The 22,655-nt window shown below is 59.4% G+C and carries 20 protein-coding genes; 7 read left to right on the top strand and 13 right to left on the bottom strand.

The genetic code is table 11. From position 1 onward, the window contains the following. Nucleotides 1-23: 23 nt before the first annotated feature. The gene (gene plsY / locus AC3IUE_RS29560; RefSeq protein WP_489264456.1) at nt 24-593 is read right to left on the bottom strand and encodes a glycerol-3-phosphate 1-O-acyltransferase PlsY; all 570 of its coding nucleotides are present in this window, start codon (nt 591-593) and stop codon (nt 24-26) included. Nucleotides 594-667: 74 nt separating this feature from the next. Between plsY and folB the strand changes: the two genes are divergently transcribed. Beyond that, nucleotides 668-1,024, top strand: coding sequence for a dihydroneopterin aldolase (gene folB / locus AC3IUE_RS29555; protein WP_008008297.1), 357 nt, complete (start codon nt 668-670; stop codon nt 1,022-1,024). Continuing rightward, nucleotides 1,015-1,533 carry a 2-amino-4-hydroxy-6-hydroxymethyldihydropteridine diphosphokinase gene (folK, locus tag AC3IUE_RS29550; protein ID WP_489264455.1) on the top strand — a complete coding sequence of 173 codons (519 nt, stop codon included), beginning with the start codon at nt 1,015-1,017 and terminating at the stop codon, nt 1,531-1,533. Before folB ends, folK begins: the two co-directional genes overlap by 10 nt. 108 nt (nt 1,534-1,641) lie before the next feature. On the opposite strand, the gene AC3IUE_RS29545 is transcribed toward folK, so the two are convergent. From AC3IUE_RS29545 to AC3IUE_RS29495, 11 genes are all read right to left on the bottom strand, one after another. After that, a complete protein-coding gene (locus tag AC3IUE_RS29545) occupies nt 1,642-2,871 on the bottom strand; it encodes a multifunctional CCA addition/repair protein (RefSeq protein ID WP_489264454.1) in 1,230 nt (409 codons plus the stop codon). Between the two features lie 63 nt (nt 2,872-2,934). Then, nucleotides 2,935-4,497 (bottom strand): SpoVR family protein, encoded by a 1,563-nt coding sequence (locus AC3IUE_RS29540; RefSeq protein ID WP_056741303.1) that lies wholly within the window; start codon nt 4,495-4,497, stop codon nt 2,935-2,937. Next, a complete protein-coding gene (locus AC3IUE_RS29535; RefSeq protein WP_056741304.1) occupies nt 4,494-5,765 on the bottom strand; it encodes a YeaH/YhbH family protein in 1,272 nt (423 codons plus the stop codon). The genes AC3IUE_RS29540 and AC3IUE_RS29535 overlap by 4 nt, the downstream gene beginning before the upstream one ends. A 202-nt stretch (nt 5,766-5,967) precedes the next feature. Further along, a complete protein-coding gene (locus AC3IUE_RS29530; RefSeq protein ID WP_033056218.1) occupies nt 5,968-7,890 on the bottom strand; it encodes a PrkA family serine protein kinase in 1,923 nt (640 codons plus the stop codon). Between the two features lie 296 nt (nt 7,891-8,186). After that, nucleotides 8,187-8,516 carry a thiosulfate sulfurtransferase GlpE gene (glpE, locus tag AC3IUE_RS29525; RefSeq protein ID WP_489264453.1) on the bottom strand — a complete coding sequence of 110 codons (330 nt, stop codon included), beginning with the start codon at nt 8,514-8,516 and terminating at the stop codon, nt 8,187-8,189. Between the two features lie 33 nt (nt 8,517-8,549). Further along, entirely contained in the window at nt 8,550-9,431 is an 882-nt protein-coding gene (locus AC3IUE_RS29520; protein WP_489264452.1) for a symmetrical bis(5'-nucleosyl)-tetraphosphatase, read from the bottom strand. Then, on the bottom strand, nt 9,431-9,811 hold the full coding sequence (gene apaG / locus AC3IUE_RS29515) for a Co2+/Mg2+ efflux protein ApaG (protein ID WP_008147202.1): 381 nt from the start codon (nt 9,809-9,811) through the stop codon (nt 9,431-9,433). Before apaG ends, AC3IUE_RS29520 begins: the two co-directional genes overlap by 1 nt. A 121-nt stretch (nt 9,812-9,932) precedes the next feature. Further along, on the bottom strand, nt 9,933-10,751 hold the full coding sequence (gene rsmA, locus AC3IUE_RS29510; RefSeq protein ID WP_056741305.1) for a 16S rRNA (adenine(1518)-N(6)/adenine(1519)-N(6))-dimethyltransferase RsmA: 819 nt from the start codon (nt 10,749-10,751) through the stop codon (nt 9,933-9,935). Then, nucleotides 10,748-11,737 carry a 4-hydroxythreonine-4-phosphate dehydrogenase PdxA gene (pdxA, locus tag AC3IUE_RS29505; RefSeq protein ID WP_033056214.1) on the bottom strand — a complete coding sequence of 330 codons (990 nt, stop codon included), beginning with the start codon at nt 11,735-11,737 and terminating at the stop codon, nt 10,748-10,750. The genes rsmA and pdxA overlap by 4 nt, the downstream gene beginning before the upstream one ends. Next, nucleotides 11,734-13,050, bottom strand: coding sequence for a peptidylprolyl isomerase SurA (surA, locus tag AC3IUE_RS29500; RefSeq protein ID WP_056741307.1), 1,317 nt, complete (start codon nt 13,048-13,050; stop codon nt 11,734-11,736). Before surA ends, pdxA begins: the two co-directional genes overlap by 4 nt. Further along, entirely contained in the window at nt 13,031-15,847 is a 2,817-nt protein-coding gene (locus AC3IUE_RS29495; protein WP_489264451.1) for an LPS-assembly protein LptD, read from the bottom strand. The genes surA and AC3IUE_RS29495 overlap by 20 nt, the downstream gene beginning before the upstream one ends. Nucleotides 15,848-15,977: 130 nt before the next feature. Here AC3IUE_RS29495 and AC3IUE_RS29490 point away from each other — a divergent pair, with 130 nt between their 5' ends. Genes AC3IUE_RS29490 through AC3IUE_RS29480 form a run of 3 tightly spaced genes read left to right on the top strand, consistent with a single transcriptional unit; the run spans nt 15,978 to nt 18,434 of the window. After that, nucleotides 15,978-16,997 carry an aminoglycoside phosphotransferase family protein gene (locus AC3IUE_RS29490; protein ID WP_489264450.1) on the top strand — a complete coding sequence of 340 codons (1,020 nt, stop codon included), beginning with the start codon at nt 15,978-15,980 and terminating at the stop codon, nt 16,995-16,997. Next, nucleotides 16,994-17,665 carry an N-acetylmuramate alpha-1-phosphate uridylyltransferase MurU gene (murU, locus tag AC3IUE_RS29485; RefSeq protein WP_056741310.1) on the top strand — a complete coding sequence of 224 codons (672 nt, stop codon included), beginning with the start codon at nt 16,994-16,996 and terminating at the stop codon, nt 17,663-17,665. Before AC3IUE_RS29490 ends, murU begins: the two co-directional genes overlap by 4 nt. A 1-nt stretch (nt 17,666) precedes the next feature. Beyond that, nucleotides 17,667-18,434: a TerB family tellurite resistance protein gene (locus AC3IUE_RS29480; protein WP_489264449.1), complete on the top strand. Its 768-nt coding sequence runs from the start codon at nt 17,667-17,669 to the stop codon at nt 18,432-18,434. A 7-nt stretch (nt 18,435-18,441) separates the two neighbouring features. On the opposite strand, the gene AC3IUE_RS29475 is transcribed toward AC3IUE_RS29480, so the two are convergent. After that, nucleotides 18,442-19,434, bottom strand: a complete 993-nt coding sequence (locus tag AC3IUE_RS29475) for an alpha/beta hydrolase family protein (protein ID WP_489264448.1) — start codon at nt 19,432-19,434, stop codon at nt 18,442-18,444. A gap of 73 nt (nt 19,435-19,507) precedes the next feature. Here AC3IUE_RS29475 and AC3IUE_RS29470 point away from each other — a divergent pair, with 73 nt between their 5' ends. Next, a complete protein-coding gene (locus AC3IUE_RS29470) occupies nt 19,508-21,907 on the top strand; it encodes a PAS domain-containing sensor histidine kinase (protein ID WP_489264447.1) in 2,400 nt (799 codons plus the stop codon). After that, on the top strand, nt 21,908-22,537 hold the full coding sequence (locus tag AC3IUE_RS29465) for a response regulator (RefSeq protein WP_003210977.1): 630 nt from the start codon (nt 21,908-21,910) through the stop codon (nt 22,535-22,537). Nucleotides 22,538-22,655: the final 118 nt, after the last annotated feature.

The following is a 22,655-nucleotide window of genomic DNA, read 5'->3' as shown; positions in this document are numbered from 1 at the left end:
TGAACCGCGTTCATGTCCGATATTTAAAAATGCCGTTCGCGCCCGGCAAACAGGTCGCGTAGATTGCCCCGATGGCGCCAGACGATCAGTCCCGTGAGTGCGCTCATGGGCAGCAATGCCGCCGGCTCCTGCCAGGCCAGCAACGGCAGGGTCAGCGGTGTGGCGATCAAGGCTGCCAGTGAGCTGGTGCGAGTCAGGTAGAACGTCAGCAGCCAGGCGCAGACCGCCAACAGTGCGGCGGGCGGGTAAAGCCCCAGCAGCATGCCGGCAGAGGTGGCGACACCCTTGCCGCCGCGGAAGCGAAAGTACAGCGGGAACAGGTGACCGATGACGGCACAGACGCCGATCCAGGCCTGTTCTTGAAGTGAAAGGTCCGCAACGCCGGCGATCAGTACGGGTAGCAGGCCTTTGAAGAGGTCTCCGATCAAGGTCAGGACGGCGAGTTTTTTGCCGGCCAGGCGCAACATGTTTGTGGCACCGGCATTACCCGAGCCACTCATTCGCGGATCGGGGTTACCGGTCAGGCGGCTGAGCAAAATGGCGAAGGACAGAGAGCCGAGCAGGTAGGCGAGGGTCGCCAGTAACCAAAACATGCTAACTATTCCGGGCGAGGACGCCCTGATTCTAACGGCGCATTGCGCCCTTGTCGTGCAGCGGAGAAAAGTGCTTGGACAGAGTGTTTATCGAGGGCCTGGAAGTCGACACCGTGATTGGTGCCTACGACTGGGAGCGAGGCATCCGACAGTGCTTGCGTCTTGATCTGAGCTTCGCCTGGGATAATCGCCCGGCCGCCGCCGGTGATGACCTGACGCTGGCGCTCGATTACGCCAGTGTGTCGTCGCGAATCCAGGCCTTTGCCGAGCAGGCGCAGTTCCAGCTGGTCGAGACCTTTGCCGAGCGTCTGGCTGAAGTCCTGATGAGCGAATTCAACATCACCTGGATGCGCCTCAAGCTGACCAAGCCAGGCGCCATCCCGGCTGCCACGGGTGGTGTGGGCGTGGAGATCGAGCGCGGATGTCGCTGACTCAGGTGTTTCTCGGGCTCGGTAGCAATATCGAGCGCGAATCCCATTTGCAGGCTGGCCTGGAAGCCCTGGCAGGTTTTCTGGTGGATATACGCTGCTCGGCGGTGTTCGAAAGCCAGCCGGTGGGGATCAAGAGCGGGCCGTTCTTCAATTTTGTGGTGTCGGCTTTTACCGATTTGCCGCTGATGGAGCTGGATCGCCGGCTGAAATTCATCGAGGCGGACAACGGCCGTTATGCGCCGGACCGCAAGGGTTTGCCGCTGGATATCGACGTGCTGCTGTTCGGCGATCTGGTGGGCAACTTTGATGGCTTGATCCTGCCGCGGGCAGAAATTCTGAAAAACGCCTTCGTGCTGTGGCCGTTGTCGCTGATTGCGCCGGATCGCGTGCATCCGGGGGTAGGCAAGAGCTTTGCGGCTTTGTGGCGCGAGGCGCAGATTGATCAGGTGTTGGCGCCTGTGGCGTTTGAGTGGCGCGGCGAGCCGCTGACCCCTTCAGACCTGTTGTGAGGCGGATAACGCCATCGCGAGCAGGCTCGCTCCCACCCTGGATTGTGTGAGCACCAGAGATCCAATGTGGGAGCGAGCTTGCTCCGGGCGGCGATCCGACGATGCTTTTCAAGCAGATGCCGCGTTTTTGTAAGTCTTCAGCGCCTTGAGCCGCTCTCGCTTGATCGCCTCACCCAGTTCCGGCCCTTTGAATCCCTTCTCCAGCAACGGTTGAACCGCTACGGTCCGAGCAGCATTCGCCGCCCCCCGCAAATAATCAGCCTGTGGATAACTTCGCTGCTCCAGCCCTTTGCGTCCGCGCGCGTCCATCTCGCACGCCGCGATAAATTCCTCGAACCGCTGCGGCCGACGGTAAACGTCAAAACTTTGCAGCAACTCCAGCAACGTCGACGGCTTCAGCTCCAGGGCGCGATGGCCGTGGGTGTGATATTTGCCCACCAGCAGTGCCAGCTCCTGACAGTCCTTCGGCGCCTTGAAGCGTTCGTTGACCGCTTTGATCAGCTTCAAGCCCTTGTGCTCATGAGCAATGTGTCGCGGCCACTCCTCCTTGGGCGTCAGTCCCTTGCCGAGGTCGTGCAGTAGGCAGGCCCAGCGTACGGTGAGTGGTTGTTTATGCTTCGCCGCTTGCTCCAGCACGCTCAAAGTGTGCACGCCCGTGTCGATTTCCGGGTGATGGGCTTCCGGTTGCGGTACGCCAAACAGGGCATCGACTTCCGGCATCAATACTTTGAGAGCGCCACACTCTCGCAGCACTTCGATGAACACCTGTGGCTGGTCTTCCATCAGGGCGCGGGAAATTTCCTTCCAGCTGCGTTCGGCGGTCAAGGCCTCCAGTTCGCCTGATTCGCTGAGTTGGCGCATCAGGTCCATTGTCTCGGGTGCGACGGTGAACCCCAAACTTGAATAACGAGCAGCGAAGCGGGCAACACGCAGAACCCGGAGCGGATCTTCGGCGAACGCGGGGGAAACGTGACGAAGCAAGCGCGCCTCGAGATCGCGCTGGCCGTGGTAAGGATCGGTCAGGTTCTGCTGATCGTCTTCGGCCATGGCATTGATGGTCAGGTCACGACGGATCAGGTCTTCTTCGAGGGTGACTTCGGGGCTGGCGTGAAAGGTAAAGCCGCCGTAACCACGTCCGCTTTTGCGCTCGGTCCGGGCGAGGGCGTATTCCTCACCGCTTTTTGGGTGAAGAAACACCGGGAAATCCGCGCCCACCGGGCGAAAGCCCTTGGCGAGCATTTCTTCAGTGGTGGCGCCAACCACAACCCAGTCGATGTCGGTGACAGGCTTGCCCAGCAGGCGATCACGTACCGCGCCGCCGACTTTATAAATCTGCATAAAAAACCTCCGTTAGCCCGACAGAATAACCTTTGCGTCGAACTTCCGGAGGCAGAAACAGGATCAAAGATGGATGACAGCCAGGTCCAGCCGGCCGTAATCCCCCTCGGCGTGTTCACTTCTGGGTGGGACATGATGGACTTTCATCACCTGATCGCCTTGCAGGGTTTCCAGGTGAATGTCGAAGCCCCAGAGGCGGTGCAGGTGTTTGAGCACTTCCTCGGTGGACTCGCCCAGCGGTTTGCGGTCGTGTTGCTGGTGACGCAAGGTCAGGGAGCGGTCGCCGCGCCGGTCGATGCTGTAGATCTGCACGTTGGGTTCGCGATTGCCGAGGTTGTACTGCGCCGCCAGGGTTTCACGGATGATGCGGTAGCCCGGCTCATCGTGTATGGCGGGCACCAGCAGATCGTCCTTCTGGTCGTCATCAAGAATGCTGAACAACTTCAGGTCACGGATCACCTGGGGTGACAGGTACTGCAGGATGAAGCTTTCATCCTTGAAGCTGCTCATGGCGAACTTGATGCTCGACAGCCAGTCGGTGCCGGCAATCTCAGGGAACCAGCGGTAGTCCTCTTCGGTCGGGTGTTCACACATGCGGCGGATGTCCCGGTACATGGCAAAACCCAGGGTGTAGGGGTTGATGCCGTTGTAGTAGGGGCTGTCAAAGCCGGGTTGATAGACCACGCTGGTGTGGGACGTCAAAAACTCCATCATGAAGCCGTCGGTCACCAGGCCTTCGTCATACAGGTCGTTCATCAGGGTGTAATGCCAGAACGTCGCCCAGCCTTCGTTCATCACCTGAGTCTGACGTTGCGGGTAGAAATACTGAGCGATCTTGCGCACGATCCGCACGATTTCCCGCTGCCATGGCTCCAGCAGCGGTGCGTGTTTTTCGATGAAGTAGAGGATATTTTCCTGAGGTTCGGCGGGGAAGCGCGCGTTGTCCTTGTCGCTGTACTTGTCTGCACCTTTTGGAATGGTCCGCCACAGATCGTTGATCTGTTTCTGCAAATGCTCTTCCCGATCCTTTTGCCGGCGACGTTCTTCTTCGGCGGAAATCGGATACGGGCGTTTGTAGCGATCGACCCCATAGTTCATCAGGGCGTGGCAGGAATCCAGCAGGTCCTCGACCGCGTCGATACCGTGGCGCTCTTCGCACTGCATGATGTATTGCTTGGCGAAGACCAGGTAATCAATGATCGAGCTGGCGTCAGTCCAGGTGCGGAACAGGTAGTTGCCTTTGAAAAAACTGTTATGCCCGTAGCAGGCATGGGCGACGACCAACGCCTGCATGCAGATGGTGTTTTCTTCCATCAAGTAGGCGATGCACGGGTCCGAGTTGATCACGATTTCGTACGCCAGCCCCATCTGGCCGCGAGAGTAGGATTTCTCGGTACTGAGGAAGTGTTTGCCGTAGGACCAATGGTGATAACCCAGCGGCATGCCGACGGAGGCGTAGGCGTCCATCATCTGCTCGGCGGTGATCACTTCGATCTGGTTAGGGTAAGTATCGAGCGCGTAGCGAGCCGCCAGACGACTGATTTCTTTGTCGTAGGCCTGGATCAGCTCGAACGTCCATTCGGAGCCGGTGGAAATGGGTTGGCGCTTCTGCTCTTTGGCGGTCATGTCACTAACCTGCGCTGGAAGAGTTCACGGAAGACCGGATAGATATCCCCGGCCGAGACCAGTTGTTGCTGGGCAAAAGTGTCAGAGAAGGCTTCGGCGATGCGTTCGTACTCGAACCACAGGGCCTGATGTTCGCGGGGGGTGATCTCAACGTAAGTGTAGTACTGCACGAACGGCATGATCTGGTTGATCAGAATGTCGCGGCAGATTGGCGAGTCGTCGTTCCAGTTATCGCCGTCGGAGGCCTGGGCGGCATAGATATTCCACTCATTGCTTGGATAGCGTTCGGCCATGATCTCCTGCATCAGTTTCAAGGCGCTGGAAACGATGGTGCCGCCGGTTTCGCGAGAATAGAAAAACTCCTCTTCGTCCACTTCCCGGGCGCTGGTGTGGTGGCGGATGAACACGACGTCGATCTTGTCGTAGTTACGCTTGAGAAACAGGTACAGCAGGATAAAGAAGCGCTTGGCGATGTCCTTGGTCGCTTGGGTCATGGAGCCGGACACGTCCATCAGGCAGAACATCACCGCCTTGGAACTGGGGTTGGGTTGCTTGATGAGCAGGTTGTACTTGAGGTCGAAAGTATCGAGGAACGGTATGCGATGAATGCGCGCACTGAGTTTTTCGATTTCTGCTTCGATTTTCTGAATATCGCCGAAGTTGTCCGGCTCATCCAGCTTCAATCGCAGCAGTTCTTCTTTGGCTTCGCGTAATTTTGCCCGGCTGCTGCCAGACAGGGCGATTCGCCGTGCATGGGCCGAGCGCAAGGTGCGGATGATGTTGATCCGCGACGGGTTGCCCTCGTTACTGATCCCCGCGCGAACGGTCTTGAAGGTGTCGGTGCCGGTCAGGTTGCGCTTGACCAGGTTCGGCAGCTCAAGGTCCTCGAACATGAATTCGAGGAATTCCTCCTGGGTGATCTGGAAGACGAATTCGTCCATCCCTTCGCCCGAGTTGCCGGCCTTGCCGGGGCCTCTGCCACCGCCACCTCCGGGCGGGCGGGCAATGTGCTCGCCGCTGGTGAATTCCTTGTTGCCCGGGTGCACGACGGTCTGCTTGCCACCGCGACCGTGGTGAAGCACCGGCTCGTCAATGTCGCGACCGGGGATGCTGATCTGTTCGCCGTGCTCCATATCGGTAATGGAGCGCCGGCTGACCGCCTCTTCGACAGCCTTTTTGATGTGATCACGGTAACGCCGCAGAAACCGCTGACGGTTCACCGTGCTCTTGTTCTTGCCATTGAGACGTCGGTCGATCACATAGCTCATGACTGCTCCTTAGAAGCTGTCCTGAAAGGGGCGAGCGGTTATGCAGCATCGACCGAGCCAAGGGATGTTCACGCTCCCCCAAGCGCTTTTGGACGCTGCCTGAACCTCGCTACCGACTTTCGAACACCTTCCAGAGGTCTGTGTAACAGAAAATGCGTACACAGGCCTCTGGCTGACGACAACCGGTCTGACCGGCAGCGGGTTATTGTGATTTTCTGACCCGCAGGTACCACTCGGACAGCAGTCGAACCTGTTTGTCGGTGTAGCCCCGCTCGACCATCCGTGTGACGAAGTCGTTGTGCTTCTGCTGGTCCTCTTTGCTGGCCTTGGCGTTGAAGCTGATGACTGGCAGGAGGTCCTCGGTGTTGGAGAACATTTTCTTCTCGATGACCACCCGCAGTTTTTCGTAGCTGAGCCAGGTCGGGTTCTTGCCGTTGTTATTGGCCCGGGCGCGCAGTACGAAGTTGACGATTTCGTTGCGGAAATCCTTCGGATTGCTGATGCCGGCCGGTTTTTCGATTTTCTCCAGTTCTTCGTTCAGCGCTACGCGGTTGAGGATCTCGCCGGTTTCCGGGTCGCGGTATTCCTGGTCCTGGATCCAGAAGTCGGCGTACAGCACATAGCGATCGAAGATGTTCTGGCCGTACTCGCTGTAAGACTCGAGGTAGGCGGTCTGGATTTCCTTGCCGATGAACTCGATATAACGCGGTGCCAGGTACTCCTTGAGGAAGCGCAGATAGCGTTCGCGGGTTTCGGCCTGGAATTGTTCCTGCTCGATCTGTTGTTCCAGCACGTAGAGCAAGTGCACCGGGTTGGCAGCGATTTCGTGCGGATCGAAGTTGAACACTTTCGACAGGATCTTGAACGCGAAGCGGGTCGACAGGCCGTTCATGCCTTCGTCGACACCCGCGTTGTCGCGGTATTCCTGGATCGACTTGGCCTTCGGATCGGTGTCCTTGAGGTTTTCGCCGTCATACACGCGCATCTTGGAGTAGATGTTGGAGTTTTCCGGCTCTTTCAGTCGCGAGAGTACGGTGAACTGGGCAAGCATCTTCAGGGTGTCAGGCGCGCAGTGAGCCTTGGCCAGGGAGCTGTTGAACAAGAGCTTGTCGTAGATCTTCACTTCGTCGCTGACCCGCAGGCAGTACGGCACTTTGACGATGTAGATCCGGTCGATGAAGGCTTCGTTGTTCTTGTTGTTGCGGAAGGTGTGCCATTCCGATTCGTTGGAGTGGGCCAGCAGGATCCCGGTAAACGGAATAGCCCCCAGACCTTCGGTACTGTTGTAGTTGCCTTCCTGAGTGGCGGTCAGCAGTGGGTGCAGCACCTTGATCGGTGCCTTGAACATTTCGACGAATTCCATCAGGCCCTGGTTGGCCCGGCACAGTGCGCCCGAGTAGCTGTAGGCGTCGGCGTCGTTCTGCGGGAATTCTTCGAGTTTGCGGATATCGACCTTGCCCACCAGCGCCGAGATGTCCTGGTTGTTTTCATCTCCCGGCTCGGTTTTGGCCACGGCGATCTGGTTGAGGATCGACGGATAGAGCTTCACCACACGGAACTGGCTGATGTCGCCGCCGAATTCGGCCAGGCGTTTGGTAGCCCATGGCGACATGATGGTGTTGAGGTAGCGCCGTGGAATGCCGAAGTCTTCCTCGAGGATCGCGCCATCTTCGGTGGCGTTGAACAGACCCAGAGGTGATTCGAATACCGGCGAGCCCTTGATCGCGTAGAAGGGCACTTTTTCGATCAGTTGTTTCAGCTTCTCGGCCAGGGACGATTTACCGCCACCCACAGGGCCGAGCAAATAGAGAATCTGTTTCTTCTCTTCCAGGCCCTGAGCGGCATGGCGGAAATACGACACGATCTGGTCAATGCATTCTTCCATCCCGTGGAAGTCTTCAAAGGCTGGATAGCGGCGGATTACCTTGTTGGAAAAGATTCGCGACAGCCTCGAGTTGGCCGAGGTGTCGAGGAGCTCCGGTTCACCGATGGCCAGTAACAGACGCTCGGCGGCGGAGGCGTAGGCGCTGCGGTCGCTTTTGCACAGCTCCAGATACTCTTGCAGCGAGAGTTCTTCCTGGCGTGTGGACTCGAAGCGTTGTTGGAAGTGGCTAAAGATACTCATGACGTCACCTCGCTCGATACGTGGAGCCGACGCCGGATCATTCAGTCGATGCTGGCAGCGACCGAATATGCAGTCGCTGTTTACCCCCCAGAACTCTTTCGAAGCTGACTACCTCGAAAGCTACTCCCGATGACCCGCGCGCCGGTGTACCGGCTCTCCCCTGTTTTGGATGGCCTGCGCTTAAGGATAGTTGGGAATTCGGGAGGTAAAGGCGAGATACGTAATTAGTTGTGGCAGACCGTTCGTCTGCCACCGCGCGAGCCCGCGGGGGCCGGGGCTTGCGCGTTACAAAAAAATTATTCGGAAGTGCCTTGCGCCGTTTCCGAAGGATAAGTCGTACGCCACAGCTCAAAACCGCCATCCATGCTGTAGACGTCGGAGAAGCCCTGACTAATGAGGTACGCAGCGGCGCTCTGACTGGAATTGCCGTGGTAGCAGACGACCACTGTCGGTGCGTCGAGGTTGGCAGCGCGGATGAAATCCGAGATGGATTGGTTATCCAGATGCTTCGAGCCGGCGATGTGCAGTGCGGCAAAGGTCGCTGGGTCGCGAACATCGACCACCACTGCGCCTTGCTCGCGCAGGGCCTGGGCCTGTTCCGGGGGGATACGTTTGAATTCGCTCATGGCGGGCTCCTGTGGCTCGGCTGAAAGCGCAGTCTAGCGCGGGGCGCTGGCTGACGATGGTTCGGGGATAAGTGCGGCGACTGGCGGCAGGGCAAGGCCATGCTCGTCGCATTTGCAAGACAGGCGTTCACCGCTGTCGACATTCATGAGGGTCAGGGCACCACCCCAGACACAACCGGTGTCGAGGGCCGAGATGCCCGGCTCATTGCATCGGCCTTCGAGAGCGGCCCAGTGGCCGAAGATGATCTTCAGGCCCTTGGTCTTGCGCTCTTTGTGCTGAAACCAGGGCTTGTAGCCCGGTGGCGCATTGTCGAGGCCTTCCTTGCTTTTGAGGTCAAGCTTGCCCTCGGCGGTACAAAACCGCATGCGGGTGAAATAGTTGGTGATCACCCGCAGGCGTGTCACGCCTTTGAGGTCGTTGTCCCATTTCGCCGGATCGTTGCCGTACATGCCATCGAGGTAGGGCGGCAACAGGTTGTCATCGCGCAATGCCGTCTCGACTTCGGCGGCATACTTCAAGGCCTTGCGCAGTGACCACTGGGGCGGAATGCCCGCATGTACCAGGGCGACGTCGCGCTGTTCGTCGTAGTGCATGAGCTTTTGCTGACGCAGCCACTCCAGCAGTTCCGCGCAATCGGGCGCGGCGAGAATCTCGAGCAGGGTGTCGGACTTCTTCAAGCGTTCGATGTTTTTTCCGGCAGCCAGCAAGTGCAGGTCGTGGTTGCCGAGCACACACACCAACGATTCGCGGATGCTAAAGAGGAAGCGCAAGGTATCCAGCGACTGCGGGCCACGGTTGACCAGATCGCCGACCAGCCACAGACGATCCTGTGTCGGGTCGAAGGCGGCCTGCTTGAGCAGGCATTGCAAGGCTTGAAGGCAGCCTTGCAGATCGCCGACGGCATACGTTGCCATCAGTGCAGGGCTCCGGGCACCGCCAGGCGGAATGGGGCGATGATGGCGTCGAAGTGTTTGCCGTCATCGGCAACCATTTCATAAGTGCCCTGCATCGTGCCGACCTTGGAGGTCATGACGGTGCCGCTGCTGTAGGTGTGGCTCTCGCCCACCTCGATCAACGGTTGCTGGCCAACAACGCCGGCTCCGCGAACCTCTTCGACATGCCCGTCACCGTCGGTGATCACCCAGTGCCGTGACAACAGCTTGGCCGGTAGCTCGCCATTGTTGTGCACGGTGATGGTGTAGGCGAAGGCAAAGCGGTTTTGCTCGGGTTGCGATTGTTCTGCCAGATAGCGGGTGACGACGCTGACGTCGACCTGGTAACGAGGATCGGACATGCAAGAGGCCTTAAACGAAGCGGAACGCGGGGCGTAGCTGATAGAACTCAGTCTAGGCCAAGTATCGGGTAGTAAACCAGACATGAAGGCTGGTGTCCTACCCGATAACGCTCATTGCCTGTCAGTCGGCGGCGGGCGTCTGTAGGACTTGTTCGCTGAGCTTGTCGGCCAGGCGCACGAAGGCGGCCAGATCGAGCTGTTCGGGGCGCAGGCTGCCATCAACGCCGGCGGCTTCGATTTCAGCGTTGCTCAGCAGCAGCTTGAGGGTGTTGCGCAGGGTCTTGCGGCGCTGGTTAAAGGCTTCGCGCACGACACGCTCCAGCAACTTGTGATCCTTGGCCGGGTGCGGCAGCACCGCGTGAGGCACCAGGCGCACGATAGCCGAATCGACTTTGGGCGGCGGATTGAACGCGCCGGGGCCAACGTTGAACAGATGCTCAACCCGGCAGTGATACTGAACCATGATCGACAAGCGACCCCAGTCACCACCACCAGGGCCTGCTGCCAGGCGCTCGACCACTTCTTTTTGCAGCATGAAGTGCATGTCGCGAATCAGGCTGGCGTTATGCAGCAGGTGAAAAATCAGCGGCGTAGAGATGTTGTACGGCAGGTTACCGACCACCCGCAGGCTGTTCGGCGCAGCGTTCAGGCTGTTGAAGTCGAACTTCAGTGCGTCGCCCTGATGCAGATTGAAGTTGCTCTTGCCGGCGAATTGCTGGTTGAGGATCGGGATCAGATCCTTGTCCAGTTCCACCACGTCCAGCTGGGCACCGCTGTTAAGCAGGCCTTCAGTCAGCGCACCCTGGCCAGGGCCGATTTCCAGCAAGTGGTCTTCAGGCTTGGCGCGAATGGCACGCAGGATGCGGTCGATAACGCCAGCATCGTGCAGGAAGTTCTGGCCGAAGCGCTTGCGCGCCCGGTGTTGGTAATGCTCGGTCATAAACGGGTCTCGGCCATCTGGTAGGCGGTTTCCAGGGCGACTTGCAGGCTGCCGGTATCGATTTTGCCGCTACCGGCCAGGTCCAGGGCAGTGCCGTGGTCGACCGATGTGCGGATGATCGGCAAGCCGAGGGTCACGTTGACTGCCGCGCCGAAGCCTTTGTACTTCAGCACAGGCAGGCCCTGGTCGTGGTACATCGCCAGCACTGCATCGCAGTGCTCCAGATACTTGGGGGTAAACAGAGTGTCGGCGGGCAGGGGGCCACGAAGGTCCATTCCTTCGCCGCGCAGGCGCTCTAATGTAGGTTCGATGATGTCGATTTCTTCATGGCCCAGGTGTCCGCCTTCGCCGGCATGGGGGTTGAGCCCACACACGAGGATGCGTGGCCGGGCAATGCCGAATTTTTCTTGTAGATCTGCGTGCAGGATTCGCGTGACCCGTTCCAGACGCTCCGGCGTGATCGCATCGGCAATCTCGCGAAGAGGCAGGTGAGTGGTGACCAGCGCCACGCGCAATCCGCGAGTGGCGAGCATCATCACCACTTGGGCGGTATGGGTCAGGTCAGCGAGAAATTCTGTGTGCCCGGAAAAGGCGATCCCGGATTCATTGATCACGCCCTTGTGCACAGGGGCCGTGATCATGCCGGCAAAATGCCCGTCCAGGCAGCCTTGGCCAGCTCGGGTCAGGGTTTCCAGGACGAAAGCCGCATTGGCCTTGTCCAGTTGCCCGGCGGTGACCTTGGCGTTGAGCGGTGTATCCCAGACATACAGGCTGTTGGCTGGCGCGGGTACATCCGGCCAGCTGTCCGGGGTGACCGGCAGCAAATCGACAACCACACCCAGCTGCACGGCCCGCTCAAGGAGCAGGTCGCGGCTGGTAATGGCAATCAGGGGATGTGGCTGGGCTTGCGAGGCGAGCAGCAGGCACAGGTCGGGACCTATGCCGGCCGGTTCGCCGGGTGTCAGCGCGAAACGTTTGGGTTTCACTGCGCTGCCTGGTCTGCACCAGGGAGTTTGATCTCTACGTACGCTTCGTCACGGATCTGACGCAGCCAGGTTTGCAGCTCTTCGTCGTATTTGCGGTTACGCAATACGGTCATTGCTTGCTGCTCGCGGGCCTGGGTGGTGCTGTCAGTGGCGCGACGGCCAAGGACTTCCAGAACGTGCCAGCCATATTGGGTCTGGAACGGCTTGGACAGCTGACCTTGCGGGGTCTTGGCCATCACTTCGCGGAATTCAGGCACCAATGCATTCGGGTCGATCCAGTTAAGGTCGCCACCGTTGAGGGCGGAACCCGGATCTTCCGAGAAGCTTTTCGCCAGTTCGCCGAAATCTTCGCCCGCTTCGATTCGGGAGTAGAGCGACTGAGCCAGGGCTTTGGTTTTTGCTTCGTCGCGGATCGGGCTCGGCTTGACCAGGATATGACGCACGTGCACTTCATCGCGTGTCTGGGTTTCACCGCCACGCTTGTCGAGGATCTTCAGGATGATGAAGCCGCCCGGTGTGCGCATTGGCTGGGTAATGTCGCCGACAGCCATGGTGCTCAGCATGCGATCGAACGGAGGTGGCAGTTGACCGGCTTTACGCCAGCCCATGTCGCCACCTTCCAGTGCGGTTTCGCTGGCGGATTTGGCGATTGCCAACTGACCGAAGTCAGCGCCTTGCTTGAGCTGCTGGTAAACCGCGTCTGCCTGTTTGGCTGCATTCTGAATCGCGTCGGAGTTGGCGCTTTCCGGTGTAGGAATCAGGATGTTGGCCAGGCGAAATTCTTCGGACAGCTGCATTTTGCCAAGGTCGGAAGCGAGGAAGTTCTTCACTTCCTGTTCGGAAACCTGGATACGCTCGGCCACACGACGCTGACGCACACGGCTGATGACCATCTCGCGGCGAATCTGGTCACGAGCGTCGTCGTAAGACAGACCGTCGTGAGTCAGGGCAGCGCGGAATTGATCCACGGACATGTTGTTGCGCTGGGCAATGGTGCCGACAGCCTGGTTCAGTTCTTCATCGGTAATGCGGATACCGGAACGTTCGCCGATCTGCAGTTGCAGGTTTTCGACGATCAGACGTTCAAGTACCTGCTGATCCAGCACGTTGGCCGGCGGTACGGCAGAACCACGCTTGGCGATGGTTTGCTGAACTTCATGAACGCGTTGGTCCAGTTGGCTCTGCATGACCACGTCGTTGTCGACAATGGCCACCACTTTATCGATGGACTGTACCGCGGCGTTCGCCGCGGTACCCAGGAACAACGCGCCCAACACTAGCGGGCGCAGACAATCAGAAAGCTTGGTCTTCACGTTCACGATAACCTTGGATGCCTTTGTCGAGGAAGCTCTCTACTTTGGCGCCGGTGAGGCCGCCGAGACCTTTCAGAACGATTTGTAGGAAGACGCCGTGGTCGCCTTTTTCGTTTTGCGGGGCGTTCTGACTGAATTCGTCATAGCTGACCCAGTAACGGTTGATCAGGCGCAGTTTCCAGCAGCAGTTGTCGTACTCGAAACCACCGAAAGCTTCCAGGGTACGGTTACGGTTGTAGTCATACTGCCAGCGGCTGATGGCGTTCCACTGCGGCACGATCGGCCAGATCACCGAGAAATCGTGCTGCTCAATCTTGTAGTAGTCCTTCACGAAGCCAGGTTGGCCCGGGGTGCCGTAGTCACCACCGCCCACTTGCCACTTACCGGTGTTCTGGTCGTAACGGACCTGGTCATTGCGATAGCGATAGCCGGCGTTGATGACCTTGTTCGGGTTGTCTTCAGGCTGGTAGTGGAACATCGCGCTGCCCGAGCGAGGGCTGCGGCTGTCCGGGTCCCAGTTGTAATCGGCCGTGGTGCGCCAATCACGGTTCCAGCGGTATTCATATTCCAGCGCATACGGCGAGACATTAGCCTGCGCGTCCTGGCGGGTTTTTGCATCGATGCCTGGCAACTGAACTTCACGATCCTTGAAGTACATGGCCTGGCCGACGCTGATGCGCTGACGCTCGAAGCCATTGTCTTCGATCCAGCGGTTGGTGATGCCCAGAGACAGTTTGTTCTCGTCACCGACGCGGTCGGAGCCGGAGAAGCGGTTGTCACGGAACAGCGACGCGTAGTTGAAGGTGTATTCGCTGGTGTCGAAGACCGGAATGTCTTCCTGATCCGTTTCAGGTACGTACAGGTAGAACAGGCGCGGTTCGAGGGTCTGGCGATAATTCTTGCCGAACCATTGGGTGTTGCGATCGAAGTACAGGCCGCTGTCAATGCTGGCGATCGGCACGCCACGGTTCTGGTTGCTGCCGAAATGACCATTGAGATTTTCAGTCCCAGCTGCAGCTGCAGCTTGATCTTGGGCCGCGATCTGGCTTTTGCCGGTACCGTCCAGGTCCAGTTGGTACTGGGTGTACTGGTACTTGAGCGATGGCTTCACGAAGCCATAAGTCCAGTCCAACGGCAGGCTGATCGCCGGTTTGAGATTCAAACGGTCGCCGTTGGCGCGTGCCAGGCCTTGAACGTTGTTATCAAGACGCGGTTCGACGGTGCCATCTTCGTTTACGAAGTTACCGTTCTTCAAGTCACGGTCGAAACGTACGACTTCTGTCTCGTAGTCGAAGTTCAGGCCACTCGGGTGAGTCGGCAACTGACCAGCGAAAGTGATCTGTGGCAAGCGGTCATACGGCGTAATGTCCGAAACCGTTGCGAGCTGATAAGCCTGTGCGTTCACGCGAGCGGTGTAGCTGTCGCCACGATAGGTGACAGAACCCTGCTGGTTCACGAAGTCAGCGCTTTTAACGCCGATCTGGTCGGTTTGCAGGTCCTGGAAGTAATACGGATCGCTGAGCTTGGTGTAATCGACTTGTGTCAGAACGCGCGAGTCGAGACCACCCTTGTGCTGCCAGTTATACATGTAGCGGTTTTTCTGGTAATCGGTCTGCTTGCTGCGATCGGTGTCTTCGTCGTTGAGGTACGCGGCGCCGAACTGACCTTCGCTGGACGGGGTCAGGTAACGGAATTCGCCTTCCATCAACAGCCCGTGCTTGCTCATGTAGCGCGGGTACAACGTGGCATCGTAGTTCGGTGCCAGGTTGAAGTAATACGGTGTGACCAGCATGAAGCCGGTATCGCTGCCGGTGCCGATGGTCGGCGGCAGGAAGCCGGACTGGCGACGGTCGTCTATCGGGAAATAGATGTACGGCGTGTACAGAACCGGAATGTCTTTGACCCGAAGCGTCACGTTGGTCGCGGTACCGAAACCGGTGGCCGGGTTCAAGGTGATGTTGTTGCCCTTGAGCTGCCAGGCGTTGCTGTTCGGTTCGCACGTGGTGTACGTACCATCCTTGAGGCGGATGATCGCGTTCTCGGCACGTTTGGCGTACAGCGCATTCCCGCGGATACGGGATTTGTGCATCACGTATTCGGCGTTGTCGACCTTGGCTTCACCGGTGTCGAGCTGCACGTCGGCGTGGTCGCCCACGATCAGCGCGCCGTTGTCGCGAACACGGACGTTGCCGCTCAGTTCGCCACGGCTCTCGGCCTGGTACAGGTTCGCTTCGTCGGCTTCGACCTGCATGCTGCCCTGACGCATGACCACGTCACCCGCGAGGGTCGCGACCTGCTCATCCTGCTTATAGCGAGAGGCTTTGGCGCCGAGAAAGGTCGGAGCGTCACTTTTATTCGTCTTGTCATTCATGCCAGGACGAATCGGTTCGATATAGGAACCAGAGCAGTAAGGACCGGTTTCGGCCAATTGCGCTGCAGTGAGCTTCTCGCGCGGAACCCAGTCGAGGTGACTGTAGTCTTCGCTACGCGACTTTAGCCCGCGGCCCTTGGATTCGGTCACCAGCACAGGCTTGGCGCCGGTGTCTTGACTTGAACCGCTGTCAGCCGGAGTCTCGCCGCTCGTGCTTACCGCCGCACTGCCGTCATGGACGGGGCGAGGTGGCAGCGCAGCTGCTGGAGATTTTGGCGCACAGTTCCAGGCACCCGAAGCAGAGACTGAGCAGTCATACTGTTCCGCGGCGACCACGAACGAAGTGGCCAGAGGTTGCAGGGCCAGCAGACTGCCGGTAACCAACAACGGAAATTTTTTACGAAACGCGGGGGATTTCAATGCCATCTTATTAGTCCGGGCTTCCTGCGTGCCATCTGCCCGCGGTGTGGGCCGCACGCCTCTCGATGGTCTGAAAAAGATGCTGGATAATAAAGCATGACCCGCTTGACGGCTAGCGCCGTCGGAGACCCTTGCAATGCCTGACCAAGATGTACGTTTGCAACACCTGAAAGTTTGGCTCGATGAGCAATTGGCTGTCCTCTTTACAGAACAGGGTTGGGGTGCCGTACCCCCGGCCACGTTGACCGCGGCCAGTAGCGATGCGAGTTTTCGACGTTATTTCCGCTGGGAAGGCGAGGGCAGAAGCTTCGTCGTGATGGACGCGCCACCGCCCCAGGAAAACTGTAAACCCTTCGTGGATATCGCTTTTTTGCTGGCGAAATCCGGAATAAATGTTCCGAAAATTTATGCCGAAGACCTCGAACGTGGTTTTCTTTTGCTCAATGACCTGGGCAACAAGACTTACCTGGACGTGATCGACAGCGAAAATGCCGACGATTTGTTCAAGGATGCCCTGCAAGCGCTGCTGGCTTTTCAGCAGTTGCCGATGGTTGCACCACTGCCAAGTTATGACGTGGCGCTGCTGCGTCGCGAGCTGGAATTGTTCCCCGAGTGGTACGTGAAGCGCGAGTTGGGTATCGAGTTCGACTCGGCGCAGCAAATGCTCTGGCAGAACGTGACTGAGCTATTGATCGACAGCGCGCTGGCCCAGCCCAAAGTGCTGGTGCACCGCGACTACATGCCACGCAACCTGATGCTCAGCGAGCCAAATCCCGGCGTGCTGGATTTCCAGGACGCCGTCTATGGTCCCGTGACCTACGACGTGACCTGCCTGTTCAAGGATGCGTTCCTCAGCTGGCCCGAGGCGCGTGTGCGCGGCTGGCTGGAAGCTTACTGGCAGCAAGCGGGCGATCTCGGGATCCCGGTTCAGCCCGATTTCGATGATTTCCTGCGTGCCAGCGACCTGATGGGCGTGCAGCGGCACCTGAAAGTGATCGGCATCTTTGCCCGCATCTGCCACCGCGACGGCAAGCCGCGCTATCTCGGCGATGTGCCACGCTTCTTCGCTTATATAGACGCCGTGATCGCCCGCCGTCCTGAACTGGCCGAGCTGGATGTGTTGCTGCTGAGTCTGCGTGCTGGAGTGAATGCATGAAGGCAATGATTCTGGCGGCAGGGAAAGGCGAGCGCATGCGCCCGCTGACCTTGACCACGCCGAAACCGCTGGTTCGCGCTGGCGGTATTCCGTTGATCGAGTATCACTTGAAGGCCTTGGCGGTGGCGGGGTTTACCGAGGTGGTGATCAACCATGCCTGGCTCGGCCAGCTGATCGAAAACTACCTGGGTGATGGCTCGCAATACGGCGTACGTATTCAGTACTCGCCGGAAGGTGAGCCGCTGGAAACCGGAGGCGGGATTTTCCGCGCGCTGCCGTTGCTGGGTGACGAGGCCTTTATGGTGGTCAACGGTGACATCTGGACCGACTATGACTTCAGCGTGTTGCACCAACCTATCACCGGGCTGGCGCATTTGGTGTTGGCGGACAACCCTGCCCATCATCCGACCGGCGATTTCAGTCTGATCGACGGGCGAGTACGCGACGGTCAACCGGACACTGCAACCCTGACCTACAGCGGCATCGCGGTCCTGCACCCGCAGCTGTTCGACGGTTGCTCCGCCGGCGCCTTCAAGCTTGCACCGCTGCTGCGCAAGGCGATGGCCGATGGACACGTCACCGGTGAGCACCTTAATGGACATTGGGTGGATGTTGGCACTCACGAACGTCTGGCTGAAGTCGAAACCCTGTTAGAAGCGAGACGCTGACATGTTGTGGCCAGGGACTCTGATTGGAGCCGGTGCGGGCTTTTACATCGCCAGCATTCCGGGGGCCATGCTGGGCGCCTTGTTGGGGCAGGTGCTGGATCGGCACTTGCACATACAGAGCTGGGCGCACTTGCGAGAAAAGCTCGGTGGCCGCTCGGTGCTGCGCAACGATGAACTGCTGTTTGTGTTGTTGGGGCGGCTGGCCAAGTGCGATGGACGGGTGGTGGAAGGCCACATCCAGCAGGCCCGTCAGGAAATGCGTTCGCTGGACATGACCGAGTCGGCCCAGCGTCGGGCCATTGCCGCGTTCAATCGCGGCAAGTCGGGAGATGACCGGTTGCGCGGTTATTTGCGCCGCTTGAGCGCTCAGCCTCATGCGGCCGAAGGCGTCTTGCGCGCCTGCTGGCGGATGATCTGGGCTGATGGCCGCGCCGGTAGCGCTGAGCGAGAGCTGATCAGGCAGTGGGGTAAATGGCTGGGCTGGACGTCACGACAGGTGCAGGCTCTGTCGGTCGATTACGAGCAGCACAAGTTTGCACAGGCCAGCAGCGTGCTGACCTATCAAGATGCTCTGCGGCTTTTGGGCGTTTCGGCGACCACCGAGCCGGCGCAGATCAAGCGTGCTTATCGACGCCTGCTGAGTCGCCATCACCCGGACAAGATCGCCGGCAGCGGTGCGACGGCGTTGCAGGTTCGCGAAGCCACTGACAAGACTCGCGAACTGCATAGCGCCTACACATTGATTCGTGAGCGGCGGGATTTTCGGTAGCGGTCTATCAGTTCACCGCGTTCTGTGGGTTCAACCAGCCTCGCACCCGACGGAACAGCTGCTCTTGCTCAGCCTTGGAGTTACCGGGCAAAGCCTTGAGCGAAACCTGACTGAACCCCGAAGTCTTCAAGCGTTTGCTGGCCTGCAAACGTTCCAGCGCCAGGTTGCGATCCAGCGGCCTATCCATATAGAAGATGTCTGCGGTGGGCAGCTTCAGGGTCGGTGTCAGTTCGACCAGCTCTGGTTTGGCTTTCGCCGGCATCTGAGCGGCGACCATCACAAACTTTTCCACTTGCGAGGGCTGCTTCTCACTCAGGTAGCGCGCGGCCCAGTAGGCGCCAGTGCCATGCCCCAGCACGACAATGCTGCGAGCGCTTTGCTGTTCGGCGTAGGCAATGGCGGCGTCGATGCGGGCGAAGATTCGTTCGGCGTCGGCTTTGGCCTGTTCCTCGGTGGTTTCGGCGATCGCCTTGTCCGCCACCTCCGCTTCGCCGCCCGCCGCTTGTTCGATGGGCGCTGCGGTAGTCGAGTCTTTGCTGCCGGTGTCAGGGGCTTTTGGTGTCGGTGCCACTTCTGCGATACGCGGCGCAATGGCATCGCTTTGCAGGTCCGGCAAGGTGATACTCAGGCTGCTCCATTCGGCGTCCGGCAATTTACGTCGCAATGGACCGATTGCTTGCGGCCAGTCAACGGTTTCGCCGGCGCCCGGGATGATAATCACCGCGCCTTTGGGGTCGGCGGTATTGGCCGGTTTCCACAAGGCCAGAAACGTGTCGCTGCCCGCTTGCAGTTGCTGCTGTTCCTGAGCAGGGATCTGTCGCTCAATCGCAGACGCTTCTTCCTGACTACGCTCAAGCAGCGGCTGGCGCTCGACCGGTTTTTCTTCTACGGGTGTTTCCGTTGCGGCAGGTACCGGGGCGGCGGCCTCGACAGAAAAGGCGCAAGGCAGGATCAGCGACAGGCACAATGCTGGCAGTGCCAGGCGGTAGACAGGGGGCATCGGATATTCCAGGCCAGAAGTTATTCCGGCAGCCTAATGGGTTGGTCAGTATTTGTCAGTGTGTGAGACTTCGATGATGCGTTTTTGCTGCCTGTGGGTTATCGGCTGTTTGTGGTTTCCCTTGATGGGCTGGGCGGCTCCCGCGCCACCCGTGCATGTCGCGCAATTGTCCGCGGGCCAGCAGCAATGGCTGGCGCAACATGGCGAATTGCGCGTGGGGCTGGTGTTGCAAGTGCCCTACGCCCAATACGATCGCCGCTTGCAGCGTTTGTCCGGGGTCAATGTCGAGCTGATGAAGTGGCTGGCCAAGGCGCTCAAAGTCGAGCTGAGCTGGCGCAACTTTCCCGACCTGGCGCAGCTGGAAGACGCCGCGCGCGAGGGTGAAATCGACATCGCTCCGGGGCTGACTCAAACCCCCGGTGGCCTGCGTCTCTGGCAGTTTTCCGACCCGTATATGCGGGTGCCGCAACTGGTGGTCAGCGACCAGAAAAGCACCGGCGTGGTAGAGCTGGAAAAACTCGACAGCCAGACCCGCGTCGCCGTGCGCATGCCCGGCGCCACTGCCGATTACCTGCGCAGCAATTACCCGCACCTGAACCTTCAAGGCGTACCGATCGAGCGCCAGGCACTGCAACTGTTATTGAGTCAGCAGGCCAGTTACGCCGTGGTCGACGAAGCGCAGCTGGGGCGTTTGTCCGCCGAGCCGGAATTCGCCGGGCTGGTGGTGGTGGGCGACATCGGCCTGCCGCAACTGTTGCGGGTGGCCACGCGCCGGGACTGGCCGGAACTGGCTGGCATCGTCGAAAGCGCGTTGCGGGCGATCCCGGCCAAGGACCTGGAGCAGCTGCACAACCAGTGGCTGCAACCCAAATACCCGCGCCTGACCGAGTCCCCGGGTTTCTGGCAAAACCTCTGCCTGTTGTTGGCGGTATTGATGCTGAGCAGCATGGCCATCGTGTTCTGGCAGCGTCGGCAGCAGCACAGTCTTGAGCATCGTTTGCGGGCAGCGCGCGAAGACATTGCCCTGCGTGCCGCCAGCGAAGAAGCGTTGCGCCTCACCCAGTTCTCCATCGACCAGAGTACCGTCGGCATCCTTTGGGTCAACTGGGACAGCCATGTGCGCTACGCCAATCGCGCGGGCGAAACCATGCTGGGTTATCCGGCGGGCGGGATCATTGATCGGCCGCTGATCGACTTCGAGCCCGGCTTGCACATGGATCGCTGGCTGAACCTGTGGAAACGCGCCCGGGCCAGTGAAGACGGCCCGCAAAGTTTCGAAACCAACTGCATACGGGCGGATGGCAGCAATCTGCCGGTGGATGTTTCGCTGAGCTTTTTGCGGTTTCGCGACAGCGAATACCTGGTGGTTTACCTCAACGACGTCACCGAGCGCCGCCGTGCGTTGGCCGCGTTGCAGGAAAGCGAGGCCCGATTGCAAGGGATCGCCGCCAACGTTCCAGGACTGGTCTTTCGTCTGGAACGGGCGCCGGTGACGGGGCAGATCGACTTTGCCTACATCAGTGAAGGCAGCGAGAGCCTGGTCGGTTACTCGCCGGCCACCCTGGCCCATCGCGACAAAGGCCTGCGCAGCCTGGTGCACCCGGACGACAAGGCCAGTTATCACCAAACCCAGGACCATGCGCTGGATACCGACAGTGACTGGTCGTGGCAGGGACGGATTCTCACCCGTTCGGGCAAACAGCGCTGGGCCGAGATCAAGGCCATCACCCGCCGACTCGAAGACGGCGCCTATGTCTGGGACGGGATCGTCTGGGACATCAGCGAGAGCAAACGCATCGAACTGGAGCTGGCCAGCTCTCGTGAGCAATTGCGCGAGTTGTCGGCTCACCTGGAGAGCGTGCGGGAAGAGGAAAAGGCCCGCATCGCCCGGGAAGTTCACGACGAACTGGGTCAGATGTTGACCGTGCTCAAACTGGAAACCTCCATGTGCGAATTGGCCTACGCCCAACTCGACCCTGGTCTGAATGAACGCTTGAACAGCATGAAGCGACTGATAGCGCAGCTGTTCCAATTGGTACGCGACGTGGCCACGGCACTGCGGCCACCGATTCTCGACGCCGGGATCGCCTCGGCTATCGAGTGGCAGGCCCGTCGATTCGAAGCGCGCACGCAGATTCCGTGTCTGGTGCAGGTGCCGGAGAATCTGCCGGTGCTCAGTGATGCCAAGGCGATTGGCCTGTTCCGGATCCTTCAGGAAGCGCTGACCAATGTCATGCGCCATGCCCAGGCGCATACTGTCGAACTGACATTGGCGCTGGAAGGCGACGAGTTGTGTCTGACCGTCAGTGATGATGGCGTAGGATTTGTCCCCGCCACCGGTAGGTCAACATCCTTCGGGGTGGTCGGCATGCGCGAGCGAGTGTTGATCATGGGCGGACAGTTGTCGCTTGAGAGTGAACCGGGTGAAGGCACGACCCTGAGCGTGCGAGTGCCGCTGGATGAGGAGAAGTAAGTGATCCGTGTACTGGTAGCCGAAGACCACACCATCGTCCGCGAAGGCATCAAGCAATTGATCGGCCTGGCCAAGGATTTGCTGGTGGTAGGGGAGGCGAGCAATGGCGAGCAGTTGCTCGAGACCTTGCGCCATGTTCCCTGCGAAGTGGTCTTGCTGGACATCTCCATGCCCGGGGTTAACGGGCTGGAGGCGATTCCGCGGATTCGCGCGCTGAACAATCCGCCGGCGATTCTGGTGTTGTCGATGCACGACGAAGCGCAAATGGCCGCCCGTGCGTTGAAGGTCGGCGCTGCGGGTTATGCGACCAAGGACAGCGATCCGGCGCTGCTGCTGACGGCGATCCGCAAGGTCGCGGCGGGCGGGCGCTACATCGACCCGGACCTGGCCGACCGTATGGTCTTCGAAGTCGGCCTGACCGATTCGCGGCCGTTGCACTCGTTGCTGTCCGAGCGCGAATTCTCGGTGTTCGAACGCCTGGCCCAGGGCGCCAACGTCAACGACATCGCCCAGCAACTGGCCTTGAGCAGTAAAACCATCAGCACCCACAAGGCGCGGCTGATGCAGAAACTCAACATCACCTCCCTGGCGGAACTGGTGAAGTACGCGATGGAGCACAAACTCCTCTAACACATCGTATTCCACTGATTCACTGCAACCCCCTGTGGGAGCGAGCTTGCTCGCGATAGCGGCGGGTCAGTCACAGAAGTGTTGAATGTGCTGCCGCCATCGCGAGCAAGCTCGCTCC

Source organism: Pseudomonas sp. GL_093 (assembly GCF_057837605.1).
The sequence above is the reverse complement of the archived record's forward strand: the minus strand, read 5'-3'. Positions and strand labels throughout refer to the sequence as shown.